The following is a 14,901-nucleotide window of genomic DNA, read 5'->3' on the forward strand; positions in this document are numbered from 1 at the left end:
TACTTACCAACTCTTCAAGGCCCGCAGGGTCGGCGTCTTCTTGAAAACATGATCATTCATGCGGCCCATGAGGCGATCAAGCAAGGAGACCGCCTCTACCACAGCCGGCCCCTTGTTCAGCATGACGCATTCGGCACGGGCCGCCATGGCGGCATCGGTCATTTCGCCACGCGTGGGGATGCCTTCCTTGACCATGTCCTCCAGCACCTGGGTCGCCCAGACGCATGGCACGGAGGCTGCTTCGCAGATCCAGAGCAGTTCCTCCTGCATCTCCGCCAGGCGCTCAAATCCGATCTCTGCTGCGAGGTCGCCGCGGGCAATCATCACGCCGAAGGGCCCTCTCTGGCGAGCCCGCGCAATGAGGGCCGGAAGGTTTGAAAGTGCGAGCGGCTGCTCGATCTTGGCGATCAGGCCGAGTTGACGGTCATTGCGGCCATGGCTTGCCAGGACGGCATCCAGCAGGTCGATGTCCTCCGGCCTGCTGACAAAGGAATAGCCGATCAGATCGGCGCATTCGATGACGGTGACGAGATCCGTCTCGTCCTTTGCGGTCAGAGGCGAGAGACCGAGCGCCGTGTCCGGGAGATTGATGCCCTTTTCAGGCTTGAGCTTCGTGCCGCCAGCCTTGGTACGGCGCACCAGAATCACGGCCTCTCCGTCGCCAAGGCTCTCTACCACCGCCTCCAGCTTGCCGTCGTCATAACGCAGACGATCACCGACCGACAGACGCGTTACCATTTCGGGCAGGGAGACTGCTGCCGAAAACGGCACCTCGCTGTCGATGCGTGGCGCACCTGATGCGACCAGCCGGACGCGATCGCCAGGCTGAAGGCGCGCTTTCTTCTGGCTTGACGCAACCTCGCCCGTGCGGATCTTAGGCCCGGCGACATCCATCAACACCTTGATGTCCCGCCCCACGATGCCGGCCGCCGTGCGGACGAAAGCCGTCATCGCACGCCAGGCCTGAGGACCGTCATGGGCACAATTGATGCGGGCGACATCCATGCCCGCCCTTGCAAGGTCGAGGATCAGGTCCGGGCTTTCGGCAGCCTCGCTCGGCAAAGTTACCATGATCCGCGTTCGGCGATGCGCTACTGGTGCGCCGAAGAGCACCACACCTGCGGCCTCGAGGCGAGCCTCGCCCGCAAAGAACTCTGCTTCCGATGGAAGGAGCGTGGCGCTGTCCTGAGCCCCCGCAAGGCAGGACAGAGCGCCGAGAACGGCGTCGAACGTCGGCAGCACACGACTTTCGAGGCGTCCCATCGAGGAGAGACCAAGCGCCATCAGCCGTCGCTGTAAAGGGCGTATGTCGTGACGGCGCAGCGCGAGATAGTGGCCGAGATTGGCGATCGCGGGATCCCTTTCTGCTGTAAAACCGAACTGCTTCGGATCTTCGGCAAGGACGGCCTGTTTCAACGCTGTCATTTCGGTATGGATCTTGGCTGCTCGGACGGCAGCATCGGTCAGCTCATGCATTTGCATCTTCGGCCCTGTGTCACTCTCAGCACAGCCTAATCCGAGGCTGTTGACAGTCCAATGACAGTGCCCATCGTCGGACCCCAACTGAGAGTCTCAGCGACCAGACTGCGGCATGGCTGACGACGCCGGGTTCGGCAAGCAGCCTTAGTGCCCGCACAGGTTCGAAACCCGTGATCCGCTTGGTCCCGGCAATCCGTCCGCCGTCGGCGAAGATATCCAGAAAACCATAGTCAGGTCTCGCCGGCCCGTATCCTTATCTTCGCCATTCATCAGGCCATAGATCAGCGCCCAACGGGTCGTCGGGTCGCGGTGATCGCCGTTGACCGGCGGAAGGCACCGGCATTCGAGCGCGGACGTCTCACACCGGGTCTCGGTGTAGAGCTTGCCGACATAGGTCCAACCGCCTGCTGCCGTGTTGTCTTCTTTCTCGGATGACAGAACAACACCGTCCTGAGCACTCTGGCTCCCGAGCAGCATCTTCCACACCCCATCGGGTCCGCGGAAAACATAAGGGTCGCGGAAATCGAAGGGGAGGTCCTCGCCGTCCGGTCGACGGGGCAGAAGCACCTCCGCCGCGCCCGCGCTGAAAAGGTAGGCCGACGTCGCCGTCAGCTGGATATCCTGCTCGGGAATGCGATCGGTAATCTTCTCGGTAAAGAAGACGCGGATGCCCAGCCCATCGGTGCGCGTGATCGCCGAACCGGAAAAAGCGCCGTCACGCTTGTCGGGCCAAACGGTCAATTCCTCCGAGGGAAAGAGGAAGACCGGCAGATGACGCCAGCGCAGGTAGTCCTAGGAGATGGCATGGCCCCAATGCATGTTGTTCCAGATCCGGCCATGCGAGTAATGCTGGCAAAACAGATGCGTCCTCCCCCCGAAACGGCCGAAACCGTTCGGATCGTTCATCCAGCCGAAGGGCGGGCGGAAATAATGGCGCCGGGAAAATCCGGTGGCCCATTGGCCGGATTGGTGTGGATGACCGTGATGCCCGTTTCCAGCACGTCCGACGGCGTGAACCAGTAGGCGACCGAGAGCGACGTTATCGCCATGTCATAGGCCAGCGCCACCGTGCCTCCGCCGAAGACCTGATAGATGCAAAACAAGTTCTCCTCGGCATTGGCAGCCTGCACTTCCCCAGACTTTCCGTTGACGCTGTAGAAGGAGACAGAGCCCGGCTCATTCGGAGTCACGGCCTTCAGCCACAGATGCAGCAGGGCATTGACGGTCAGATCTATTTCGATGGCCCTGTGGCTATCAGGTGTGCCGGTCGTCATGGTCATGCGTTTCTCAATTTGGATTGTTCCCGCCTAACTTCACGGCAGCGCAGGCAAGCCTGCTCCATTCACTGTTGTCACAGAGGCTTCAGAAAACCGTCACGGCGGCTTCACCCAAAGCACATAATGCGGCGGGAACGACATTGAAGATCGGAGCCCTGCTCATGCGTCTGGCCGTTCTCGTCCTTGGCCTCCTGCTCTCGCTCGTTACCGGGGCAGCGAGCCTGGCGCCCATTCCGCCATCCAACCGGGCGGCACTCATCCACGAACGGCTCACCCAAGCCAACCTCAACCGCGATCATGTCATGGTCGTGGCCCATCGGGCGGGCTGGAAGAAGGATGGCGTAATCGTCCGGGCCGAGAACTCGTTCGTGGCCATCGATCATGCGGCATCCACCGGGGTGGAGATGGTCGAGCTCGATGTTCGACGCTCCAAGGACGGCGTGCTTGTCATCATGCATGACGAGACACTGGACCGGACCACGACCTGTCGCGGCAAGGTGAAAGACCATACGTATGCAGAACTGAGGTCCTGCCGATTGGTCGTGGAAGGAGAGCAAACGCTTACCGACGAGCATGTCTTTACGCTCGAAGAAGCCATGCTGCATGCGCGTGGCCGCATCCTGATCAACATCGACAACAAGCTCGAGCCCGAGGCTCTGGTCGAAGTCGCCGATCTCGCCCGCAGCCTCGGCATGCCAGATGGCATCTTGCTTAAGCTCGCGGTCTGGAACGCCGAGCGGCTGCAGCTTGCCCGGGATATCCGCCGCGCCATTGGCCCCGACATCGCCTTCATGCCGATCCTGGCCGACGACGCCGTGACCGAACCCGCCTTCATCGACCGCACGCAATCGGCGCTTAGCGCACCGGCGGCGGAACTCGTGCATTGGTACCGGGATTCATCGAAGCCCGTCACGACGGATGGCGGACCGCTGCTCTCGCCGCTCGCACGTGCGGTTGCCATCCGCAACAACACCCATCTGTGGGTCAACACCTACCCGATCACCGATCGTCCGGAGGGCATGGTGGCCGGCGGGCGCGGCGACTATCTCGCGCTCTCGACCGGACGTCCCGAGGATGTCTGGGGATTCTTCGTCGAGCGCGGCGTGACGATCATCCAGACGGACGAACCGGAGGCGGTGATAAGATGGCTCGACGCCCAGGGACTGCGCAGGAACTACATGGTCGGTAGCTGAGGGAGGGCTTTGGCGCCAATATCTGGCAAGCCCAAGAAGAATAGAATTTTAAGTATTCCGCTTATGTGAGCTTAACAGATACCTGCGAGCATCAGTGCATCCGCAAGCTGCATTTGGCTGCATCATGCCACTCTTCAGGAACCACACACTCGGTCGCAAAGGCTACGTCATCATGATCTTCATCATGGTGGCCTTCGATTTCGCAAAAGCACCCATCGAGCGATTAAGCATGGTGCCACATGACATGGTCGCTCAACAACTAAGCGCCCCCCGCCCTTTGCCGAAATCGGATATTGCAAACCAGAAAGTCATAGTCGGTGACCGCAATATGCCTTTGATGTTCGAAGGCCAAGCGCAAGCAGTGGATGCCATCGTAAAGTCCGGAAAACGCCCGACAGACGCCGAGATCGAGGCCTTTCGGCAAGAAACGATCAAGTCGATCCTGTACAACAAGACTAACGGGAACACCGAGCAGGATGGAACTTCAGCCTTGGTGGCTGGACGAACAATTCTGATGACACTTCAGCCTATGGTCGCACTGACATTGACGGCACTGACGATCGTTGGTCTTCTGTGGATGCTCTCCGGCAGATTGCGCGACATCGGTTGGCCGCCCGCTTTGATGTACTGCATCCTGGCGCCCGTGTTCCTGCCAAAGTTGCTAGGCGTTACGATGCCGCCATTGGCGGAAACCAGTGCCATCGGATTGTTTTATGGCGCGATTGTTTTGTTGGCTCTGCCACCCTTTCCAGAAAAGACCAGGACTGAGCCGCAAGCTGCTCCCGTAACGCCATCCCTTCATGCCCCTCGTAAAAGAGGACAATTCGGCAAACTCGGCTCCAAGTGATCCGACTGGGGCTTAGGATAGGCGGTGCTACAGAGAAGGCGGCCCGAGAGCCGCCTTTTGCAGTTCCGTTAGAGACTACGCTTAAGCAGCCTTGGCGGCTTCGCCGTAGGGGTCGAAGCGGCCGTAGAAGGTTTCGCCCTTGGCGGCCATGTCCTTCAGGAGCGGCGTCGGGGTGAAGTGGGCGCCGTAGTCCTTCGCGAGGCGTTCGCAGAGGCTTACGAAGGTCTTCACGCCCATGCCGTCGATATAGGACAGGGCGCCACCGGTGTAAGGTGCAAAGCCGAAGCCGAGGATGGAGCCGACATCGGCTTCGCGCGGGTCGGTGACGATGCCTTCTTCGACGGTGCGGGCGGCTTCCAGTGCGATGGTCGCGAGGAAGCGTTCCTGCAACGTCTTGACGTTGACGTCATCCGGCTTCTGCTGCGGGTAGAAGTCCTTCAGCCCTGGCCAGACATGCTTCTTGGCCGGCTTTGCCGGATAGTCGTAGAAGCCCTTGCCGTTCTTGCGGCCAAAGCGTTCTTCCTTTTCGACCATGCGGGCGACGAGCTCCATGTGGCGCGGATCGACGGCCTTTTCGCCGAGATCGGCGACTGTGGCCTTGAGGATCTTGTAGGAGAGGTCGATTGCCACTTCGTCGTTGAGCGCCAGCGGACCGACCGGCATACCGGCGAACTTCGCGGCATTTTCGATCATCACCGGCGGCACGCCTTCTATGAGCATGTTGTAGCTCTCGGCCATATAGCGCAGGACGCAGCGGTTGACGAAGAAGCCACGGGTGTCGTTGACGACGATCGGGGTCTTCTTGATCGCGGCGACATAGTCGAGGGCGACGGCGAGCGCCTTGTCGCCGGTTTGCTTGCCGAGAATGACTTCCGTCAGCATCATCTTCTCAACCGGCGAGAAGAAGTGGATGCCGATGAAATCGACCGGACGCTTGGAGTTCCCGGCCAAGCCGGTGATCGGCAGGGTCGAGGTGTTGGAGGCAAAGATCGCGCCTTCCGGCAGCACGGCCTCAACCTTTTCGATGACGGCCTTCTTGACGTCGCGGTCTTCGAAGACGGCCTCGATGACGAGATCGGCATCGGCGAGAGTGCCGTAGTCATCAGACGGCGTGATCAGGGCGAGCAGCTTGTCGCCGTCATCCTTGGTCAGCTTTCCCTTACCGACAGCGCCAGCAACCAGGCCCTCGGAATGGGTCTTGCCCTTGCCGGCGGCTTCCATGTCACGGTCGATCAGCACGACATTGATGCCGGCTGCAGCGGTCACATAGGCGATCGACGCGCCCATGAAACCGGCGCCGACGACGCCGACCTTCTTGATCTCGGACTTCGGCTGACCGGCGGGGCGGCGGGCGCCCTTGTTCAGCTCCTGCATCGAGACGAAGAGCGAGCGGATCATCGAGAAGGCCTCGGTGGTCTGCAGGATCTCGGTGAAATAGCGCTGCTCGATCTTCAGGCCCGTATCGAAAGGAACCTGCAGGCCTTCATAGACGCATTTCAGGATGGCGAGCGCAGCCGGATAATTGCCAGCGGTTTCACGGCGCAGGATGGCCGAGGCTGCCGGCCAGAGCTGGGCAGCAGCTGGCGTCCAGATGCCGCCGCCTGGAACCTTGAAACCCTTTTCATCCCAGGGGGCAACCGGCTTCAGACCATCCTTGATCATCTGCTTGGCGGCGTTAATCAGTTCGCCCGGTTCGACGACCTGATGCACGAGGTTCATCGCCTTGGCGCGGGCAGCCGACAGTGTCTGGCCAGTGGTCATCATCTGCAGGGCATCCTGCGTGTTGGCGAGACGTGCCACGCGCTGCGTGCCGCCGGCGCCGGGGAAGATGCCGACCTTGACTTCGGGCAGGCCGATCTTCACCGACTTGGCGTTCGAGGCCACGCGGCCATGGCAGGCGAGCGACAGTTCGGTGGCGCCACCCATGCAGGTGCCGTTGATGGCGGAGACCCAGGGCTTGCCGTTGGTCTCGATCTTGCGCCAGAGCCAGGTCATACGACCGACGGCGTCGAAGATCTTCTGCATGGCGGAGGCCGGATCCTTGATCCGCTCGGCGGCGATCGTCTCGAACATGCCCTTGATCATGGTGAGGTCGGCGCCACCGGAGAAGGCGGACTTGCCGGAGATGAAGACCACACCCTTGACGCCGTCATCGGCAACAGTCTGGTCGAGGATCTTCTCGATCTCGTCCATGACTTCGACGGTGAAGACGTTCATCGACTTGTCGGGCATGTCCCAGGTGACGAGGGCAATGCCGTCTGCATCGGTCTCGATGGTGAAGTTCTTGTAGGTCATGATGGGATTCCTCTTCCCTTGAATTCTCAACGTTATGACAGCCAGACGAACAGGCCAAAAACTGCAAAAGCGAGAGTCAGCAACACGATCAGTCCGCGATTTTCAGCCTTCAGCTTTCGCGCATGGTCCTGCGGTGTATCGGCAGAACTGGATCGATAGGCAGCGGCCATATCACTCTCGAGATTGTGCTGCGCATATTGCTGCTCGATCTCGTTCTTTTCGCGTTCGTAGACCTCAGGCTTCGGTGTCATCTGGCTCGCACTTCCCTTGGTTTGTTGGCGCGGATCGCCCCCTCCCCCGGCCTCCGCTTCGCTCGGCCACCCTCTCCCCGAGGGGAGAGGAGGATTGGCCAGCGCTGCGGCGACGCCTCTTCTCCCCAGCGGGGAGAAGGTGCCGGCAGGCCCGGCGCAACAAGTTGCGCCTGAGATGAGGGGGCCTACCCCATCAAACGCGCTCGATTACCGTTGCCGTGCCCATGCCGGCGCCGATGCAGAGCGTGACGAGCGCGGTGTTCAGATCACGGCGTTCCAGCTCGTCGAGAACCGTGCCGAGGATCATCGCGCCGGTGGCACCGAGCGGATGGCCCATGGCGATCGCGCCGCCGGCGACGTTCATCTTCGAATGGTCGACGTTGAAATGCTGCATGAAGCGCAGAACGACGGCGGCGAAGGCCTCGTTGAGTTCGAACAGGTCGAAGTCGGAGATCTTCATGCCGGTGCGCTTCAAAAGCTTTTCCGTCACGTCAACCGGGCCGGTCAGCATGAGCGCCGGGTCGGAGCCGATATTGGTGAAGGCGCGGATGCGGGCGCGCGGCTTCAGACCCATCGCCTCACCGCCGGCTTTGGAGCCGACGAGAACGGCGGCAGCACCATCGACGATGCCGGACGAGTTGCCGGCATGGTGGATGTAGTTGATACGCTCGATTTCCGGATGCGCCTGGATGGCGACGGCTTCGAAGCCGCCCATTTCGCCGGGCATCTGGAAGGAGGGGTTGAGGCTTGCCAGCGACTGCATGTCGGTGCCGGGGCGCATGTGCTCGTCGCGGGCGAGGATGACGAGACCGTTGCCATCCTTCACCGGAATGACGGACTTGGCGAAGTTGCCGGCGGCCCAGGAAGCGGCGGAACGCTTCTGGCTCTCGACGGCATAGGCGTCGACGTCGTCGCGGGTAAAGCCGTACTTGGTGGCGATCAGGTCGGCAGACACACCCTGCGGCATGAAATAGCCGGGGAAGTTGACCGAGGGATCCATGTACCAGGCACCGCCCGACATGCCCATACCGACGCGGGACATGCTTTCCACGCCACCGGCAATGACGATGTCATCAGAGCCAGCCTTGACCTTGCCGGCTGCGAGGTTGATCGCGTCGAGGCCTGAGGCGCAGAAGCGCGAGATCTGGATGCCGGGGGCAGCGAAGTCATAGCCAGCCTCGAAGGCGGCGGCCTTCGGGATCACGGCGCCGGCTTCCATGACCGGGTCGACACAGCCGAAGATGATGTCATCGACTGTGGATGTGTCCAAGCCGTTGCGGTCGCGCAGCGCTTCGAGCGTCTTGGCGGCCAGACGGGGGGTCGGCACTTCGTGCAGCGATCCGTCCTTCTTGCCGCGCCCGCGGGGCGTGCGCACGTGGTCATAAATGAAGACTTCAGTCATCGTCTCTCTCCCTTGGGCGCACGGGGGCGCCGGAATTTTTCCCTCTCTCCCCAGCGGGGAGAAGTGCCGAGCGAATGCGAGGCGATGAGGTGGCCGATTGCGTAAGCGCCCCCTCATCCGGCCCTGACGGGCCACCTTCTCCCCGCTGGGGAGAAGGGAAAACTCAAAACGCTTCCGCGGCCATTTCCATCAGGCTGTCGGCACCGGTTTCGATGCGGGCCTTGCGCAGGGCCGTTTCCGGCATGACCTTCTCCATGTAGAAACGGCCGGTCAACAGCTTGTTCTTGTAGTAGTCGGCATCGCCCGATCCTGCTGCCAGGTTGTCGTTGGCGGCCTTGGCCATCTTCGCCCACATGTAGCCGAGCACGACGAGGCCGAAGAGATGCATGTAGTCGGTCGAACCGGCACCGGCATTGTCGGGCTTGGCCATGGCGTTCTGCATGAACCACATGGTCGCGGCCTGCAGGTCGTTCAGGCCCTTCTTCAGGCTCTTGGTGTAGGCGGCAAGGTTCTCGTCCGAGCGGTTCTCTTCGCAGAAATCACCGATTTCCTTGAACAGCGCCATGACGGCGCGACCGCCGTTGAGGCCGAGCTTGCGACCAACGAGGTCGAGCGCCTGGATGCCGTTTGCACCTTCGTAGATCATCGCGATGCGGGCATCGCGGACATACTGGCTCATGCCCCATTCTTCGATATAGCCGTGGCCGCCATAGACCTGCTGGGCCATGACCGCATGGTCGAAGCCCTTGTCGGTCAGGACACCTTTCAGGATCGGCGTCATCAGGCCGAGCACGTCGTCGGCAAGCTGCTTTTCAGCGGCGTCGCCCGAGCGGTGCGCGATATCGGACTTCAGCGCCGTCCACAGCGTGAAGGCGCGACCGGCTTCGTTGAAGGACTTGATCGTCAGCAGCACGCGACGGATGTCCGGGTGGACGATGATCGGATCGGCCTTCTTCTCGGGCGCCTTGACGCCGGAGAGAGAGCGACCCTGGATGCGCTCGCGGGCATAGTTGGCGGCGTTCTGATAGGCGATTTCGGAGATCGACAGGCCCTGCAGGCCGACGCCGAGGCGGGCCTCGTTCATCATGACGAACATGGCAGCTAAGCCCTTGTTCTCGGCCCCGATCAGATAACCGGTCGCCTCGTCATAGTTCATCACGCAGGTGGCGTTGCCGTGAATGCCCATCTTGTGCTCGATGGCGCCGCAGGAAACCGTGTTGCGGGCGCCCACCGAACCATCGTCGCCGACCATGAACTTCGGCACGATGAAGAGCGAGATGCCCTTGGTGCCCTCAGGCGCGCCCTCGATACGAGCAAGAACGAGGTGGATGATGTTATCCGACATGTCGTGTTCGCCGGCGGAGATGAAGATCTTCTGGCCGGAAATCTTGTAGGAGCCGTTGCCATCAGGCACGGCCTTGGTGCGCAGCAGGCCGAGATCGGTGCCGCAATGGGGTTCGGTGAGGTTCATCGTCCCGGTCCAGATGCCCTCGACCATCTTCGGCAGATATTTCTGCTTCTGCTCGTCGGAGCCATGCTCGACGATCGCGGCGATCGCGCCCTGGGTGAGGCCCGGATACATCATCAGCGCCATGTTGGCAGACGACATGTATTCGCCAACGGCCGAATGCAGCGTGTAGGGTAGACCCTGACCACCAAACTCTGCCGGCACAGCAAGACCGAGCCAGCCGCCCTGACAATAGGCGTCGTAAGCCTGTTTGAAACCCTTTGGCGTCTTGACCGAAGCGTCATCCGAGCGAACACAACCCTCCTGGTCGCCGGAGAGGTTGAGCGGGAAAAGCTGCTCTTCCGCGAGCTTCGCCGCCTCGCCGACAATCGCCTCGATCATGTCGGGAGTCGCGTCTTCGAAGCCGGGCAGGTTGTTGTACCGCTCCAAACCAAGGACGTCGTTGAGAATGAAAAGCGTGTCGTTCACGGGGGCCTTGTAGACAGGCATCGGTCATCTTCCTCCAAAGACTTCGGTTCCGATGGGATCGGACTGTTCTGGCTTATACAAATAATTGACGTGCGCGTAAACGTCAAAGTTTTCAGCCGCGGCATTTTTGTCTGAGCCGCAGGGTGCTCCTCTTCCATCGCAGGCTTCTAACGAAAGGCGCTTGCGCGGGGCGTGACGACAGAAAAGCCTCACCCCCATTCACCGTTTTTTGGCAAAACTTAACGGCTTGTTTACCATGTTTCATGAAAGGTTGCGTTTGAAAGCTGGTGATCCATCCGCGATTCCGACACGCCTGCCTGCCGTAACGTCAGGCCACCATGTCGGAACCGAATTGGGTCACCCGGACGCATTCGGACGCAAGCGTCGTCCGGCATCATCGAGGCGAGCAGAACCATGAACGGATCGCGATCCCAGACCCAACGGCCCGGCAACCCATCCTCGCTGGATGCGTTGAGCCGCACGATCGAAGGGCTTGAGGCGCGAATCGAGGGGCTGATCGGCCAGCAGGCCGCCCGCAGCCGCGGGCTCGACGAATCCGTGCCTCGCGGTCTGCCCGGGCGGCGTGCCGACGATCCGGCACGCAGCGAACGCGACCAGCGTTCCGACCCCCTGGCCGAGATCCGCCAGCGCCAGCGCGCGCTGGAAGAAAGCCGGTCCCGTGGTGGCGAACGCAGCCTCTACAGCCGGAGCGACGAGTCGCCGGCACGCGCACCGCTGCGCCAACCCCTGCCGCCGCTTGCCGATCCTCAGCCGACCTACCCGTCGCGTACCACCACTCCGGTCGCGGCTCCTGCACGGGCAGGCCAGGACATTGCGGATGCCCTCAGCGGTCTCCGCCAGGACCTCAAGCAGGACATCACCGAAAGCCTGTCGCGCGAGATCGCCGGCCTGCGCAGCGAGATGCGCTCTATCCGCACGCTGGCGGAAGAAAACCGCCCGCAGGACGACATGCGCCAGGACATCGCTCGGCTCGCCGCGAGCCTGCAGCGGCTCGAAGACATCAAGGCACCCGGAACCGACGGGCTGCAGCAGGACTTCAACGAGCTCCGTTCACTGATGGACGGCCTAGCCCGCGAGGATTCCGTTCGTCGCATGGAGCGCCGCTGGGATGACGTGGAAGTCCGCCTCGACGGCCTCGACACGGGCGCCATGCGCGACGAGATCATCCGCATCGCTGACCGGCTGGACGACATAAAGTCCCAGCTCGGCGGCATGGGGGATACCCGGACCATCCGGGCCCTGGAAGAAAAGCTCGTCACCGTGGCAGCTGCGCTTGAGCATATCGGCGCACAGATCGACCCGAACGAACGCATGGTCATGGAGCAGTTCGCCTCGCTCGACACGCGTCTCGACGAAATCACCCGGGCGATCGCCGCCGGCAGCCGCAACAGTGGCCCGGGCAATGACCCTGCCACATTCCACCGCCTGGAGGACCGGCTCTCGGGCCTCGCACGGCAGATCGAGACGCTGTCCGACCGTCGCCAGCCTCAGCAAGATGCCTCCGACGAAATGGCCGAGCGGCTGGAGCTTCTGACAGCGCGGATCGAGCAGCTCTCGGCTGAACAGGGCGCTGTGCGCATCGAAGAGCGCCTCGACCAGCTGTCCTACATGCTGGAAAAGGTTCAGAGGCCCGCTCCGGCCCCGGAACTCACCGGCTACCTCGCGGACATCTCGCGCAAGATCGATGCGCTGGACGGCGGCGTGGGCCATGATCGCCTTGCCGACCGGCTGGAAATCCTGGCCCAGCGGATCGAGGAACTCGATGCGCCCGCCCCAGTTGCCATGATCGACGACAGCGCGCTTCGCAATCTGGAAGACCGGCTGAATGCCGTCGTCGACCGGCTGGAAGAAACGAGCTCGACAGGCCCCGTCAGCGAGAGCGCCAGCCTGAAGGGTCTCGAAGACCAGATTGCCCATCTCTCCGCCTTGATCAGCCAGCCGTCGCCGCAGGACCCGGAAGTCGCGGGCAGGATCTCCGCGCTCGAAGACTATGTGGCCACCAGCGATGAATACATCATCGAGGCTGCACGCCAGGCGGCCGAGACTGTCATGGCCAATTTTGCCCATCGCTTCCCGGCTGGAAGCCAGGCCGCCTCGGCAGACATCTCCGCGCTCTCGGCTTTGTCCGATCACCTGAGACAGCTGGAAGACTATACCCGCCACTCTGAAGAGCGCACCCATCGCACCTTCGAGGCCTTGCACGACACGCTGGTGCAGATCGCCGGGCGGCTGGACGAACTCCATCATCCGGAACCCGCTCCGCTTTTCGCCCAGGCCCCGCTCGCGACCACCCCGCCGCAACGCGTGAGCGACATCCACGCCGCAGCGCCCCAGCCTCCGCGCATGGCCGCGGAGCCGGTCCAACAGGCCTCGCATCCGATTGACGACGAACTGCTGGCCGCCGCGGACGATTTCGCCCAGACCATGACGGCACTGCCGGTGATCGATGCCGCGCGGACCAAGAAGCCTTCAAAACCGAGCCTGCTCGCAGGCCTTGGGAAGAAGCTGATGCCCGGCAAGAAGGCGGCGAAGCCGGCCGTCGAGGCGCGACAGACCATCGAACAGACGCCACCGCTTGATCCGGTCGAAGCCCTGCCGCCAGATGACGCCAACGAGTTGCTGGAGCCAGGGTCCGGCGCACCCGATGTGCGCAAGATCCTCGAACGCGTGCGCGCCAGCCAGCAAGCGGCGAAAACGTCCGACGACAATGGCGACCGGACCGACTACATTGCTGCGGCACGCCGCGCCGCCCAGGCCGCCGCCATGGAGATGGACCGCGCCCAGAAGTCCGCACCGGCAGGCAGCAAGCTGATGGCCGACGTGAAGGCCAAGTCGAAGGCGGGCGAGGCGTCGCTGTTTGCACGTTACCGCCGGCCGATCCTGATGGCGGTCGGCGCCATCCTGCTCGCGGCCATGGCAATGCCGCTGGTCAACACCCTCACACGCAGCGATGCACCGGCTGTCGTCGAAGACGTCGCTCCGGAGCAGAGCAGCGAAGCTGCACCGCTCGCCACGTCCCCGGAGGCTCCGGCTCTGGCAGAGGCATCCATCGTGCCCGCCGCCCCGACCGTTCCGGTCAACGCGATCGGTGACGAGCCGCCGGCCGAAATGCCAGACGAGCCCACCACGCTGCCTGCGGATATGACCGCAACCTCCATTCAGGCCGGCGACGCCGCGCCGGTCAGCGCGCTCATGGCCCCGGCAAGCACGGCTCCGGTCCAGACGCTCGAAACACCGGCGGCCACTAGCCAGGCTGGCACTGTTGCGCCAGCTGCGGCGCAGACGACGGAGCCCGCGAAAGTGGTGGTAGCCGAAGAGATTGCGCCGGCAACCCCTATCGCCGAGATCACCGTTCCGGCCGACCTCACCCCGCCCTCGCTCTCGATCGCAGCGAAGAACGGCGATCCGCTCGCTCTCTTCGAAATCGGCGCCCGCTATACCGAGGGCCGCGGGGTCGCGAATGATTTCGCCGAGGCTGCGAAATGGTATCGTCTCTCGGCCGACAAGGGCTTCGCCCTTGCTCAGTACCGCCTGGGTAACTTTCTCGAGAAAGGCACCGGCGTCGCGCCTAATATCGGCGAAGCCAAGCGCTACTATGAGATGGCGGCAAATGCCGGTAATGCAAGCGCGATGCACAATCTTGCCGTCATCTATGCCTCCGGCAAGGATGGGGTGCAGGACTATGCCAAGGCCGTCGAATGGTTCACCCAGGCCGCCGAATACGGCGTCTCCGACAGCCAGTTCAACCTCGCGATCCTCAATGCCCGCGGCAACGGCACCGCACAGGATCTGGCCGCCTCCTACAAATGGTTCGCAATCGCGGCCAAGGGTGGAGACACCGATGCTGCCCAGAAGCGCGACGAGGTGGCCAATGCGCTGAAGCCTGACCAGCTGGAGCGCGCTCGTGCCGAGGTCGACCTCTGGAAGGCCAAGGAGCTGAACCCTGACGCCAATTCGGCCAATACGCCCGACGAATGGGCCGGCAAGGGTCTGAAAACGGCCAGCGTCGACATGAAGAAGGCGATCCGCAACATTCAGGCGATCCTTAACAAGTCCGGCTTTGACGCCGGCACGCCTGATGGCGTGATGGGCGCCAAGACGGTCTCGGCGATCAAGGACTTCCAGACCTCGATCGGCGAACAGCCGACCGGTCAGGTGACGGACAAGCTGGTGACAGAGCTGCTCGCTCGCAACAAGTGA

General features: G+C 62.4%; 8 protein-coding genes and 1 pseudogene. 3 read left to right on the top strand and 6 right to left on the bottom strand.

Annotated features, from left to right (window positions below):
* Window positions 1–3: 3 nt before the first annotated feature.
* Window positions 4–1,476: a pyruvate kinase gene (locus J2045_RS04750; RefSeq protein WP_307369943.1), complete on the bottom strand. Its 1,473-nt coding sequence runs from the start codon at window positions 1,474–1,476 to the stop codon at window positions 4–6.
* Between the two features lie 225 nt (window positions 1,477–1,701).
* A pseudogene (locus J2045_RS23140) lies at window positions 1,702–2,759 on the bottom strand (glycoside hydrolase family protein); the annotation flags it as partial.
* A gap of 158 nt (window positions 2,760–2,917) precedes the next feature.
* On the opposite strand from J2045_RS23140, the gene J2045_RS04765 reads away from it, so the two are divergent.
* Together J2045_RS04765 and J2045_RS04770 are read left to right on the top strand one after the other, a co-directional pair.
* On the top strand, window positions 2,918–3,949 hold the full coding sequence (locus J2045_RS04765; protein ID WP_307369949.1) for a glycerophosphodiester phosphodiesterase family protein: 1,032 nt from the start codon (window positions 2,918–2,920) through the stop codon (window positions 3,947–3,949).
* 172 nt (window positions 3,950–4,121) lie between these two features.
* Window positions 4,122–4,796 (top strand): hypothetical protein, encoded by a 675-nt coding sequence (locus tag J2045_RS04770; RefSeq protein WP_307369951.1) that lies wholly within the window; start codon window positions 4,122–4,124, stop codon window positions 4,794–4,796.
* A gap of 81 nt (window positions 4,797–4,877) precedes the next feature.
* Here J2045_RS04770 and J2045_RS04775 read toward each other — a convergent pair whose 3' ends face one another.
* The 4 genes from J2045_RS04775 to J2045_RS04790 all read right to left on the bottom strand — a co-directional run bounded on the left by J2045_RS04775 (window position 4,878) and on the right by J2045_RS04790 (window position 10,701).
* The gene (locus tag J2045_RS04775) at window positions 4,878–7,091 is read right to left on the bottom strand and encodes an FAD-dependent oxidoreductase (RefSeq protein ID WP_307369954.1); all 2,214 of its coding nucleotides are present in this window, start codon (window positions 7,089–7,091) and stop codon (window positions 4,878–4,880) included.
* A 32-nt stretch (window positions 7,092–7,123) separates the two neighbouring features.
* On the bottom strand, window positions 7,124–7,342 hold the full coding sequence (locus J2045_RS04780; protein ID WP_307369956.1) for a hypothetical protein: 219 nt from the start codon (window positions 7,340–7,342) through the stop codon (window positions 7,124–7,126).
* 193 nt (window positions 7,343–7,535) lie between these two features.
* Window positions 7,536–8,744: an acetyl-CoA C-acetyltransferase gene (locus J2045_RS04785; RefSeq protein WP_307369958.1), complete on the bottom strand. Its 1,209-nt coding sequence runs from the start codon at window positions 8,742–8,744 to the stop codon at window positions 7,536–7,538.
* A gap of 163 nt (window positions 8,745–8,907) precedes the next feature.
* Window positions 8,908–10,701, bottom strand: coding sequence for an acyl-CoA dehydrogenase C-terminal domain-containing protein (locus J2045_RS04790; RefSeq protein ID WP_307369960.1), 1,794 nt, complete (start codon window positions 10,699–10,701; stop codon window positions 8,908–8,910).
* A gap of 393 nt (window positions 10,702–11,094) precedes the next feature.
* Here J2045_RS04790 and J2045_RS04795 point away from each other — a divergent pair, with 393 nt between their 5' ends.
* Window positions 11,095–14,901 carry a peptidoglycan-binding protein gene (locus tag J2045_RS04795; RefSeq protein WP_307369962.1) on the top strand — a complete coding sequence of 1,269 codons (3,807 nt, stop codon included), beginning with the start codon at window positions 11,095–11,097 and terminating at the stop codon, window positions 14,899–14,901.

This window comes from Peteryoungia aggregata LMG 23059 (genome assembly GCF_030814435.1).
In the GTDB taxonomy this organism is placed as follows: domain Bacteria; phylum Pseudomonadota; class Alphaproteobacteria; order Rhizobiales; family Rhizobiaceae; genus Allorhizobium; species Allorhizobium aggregatum.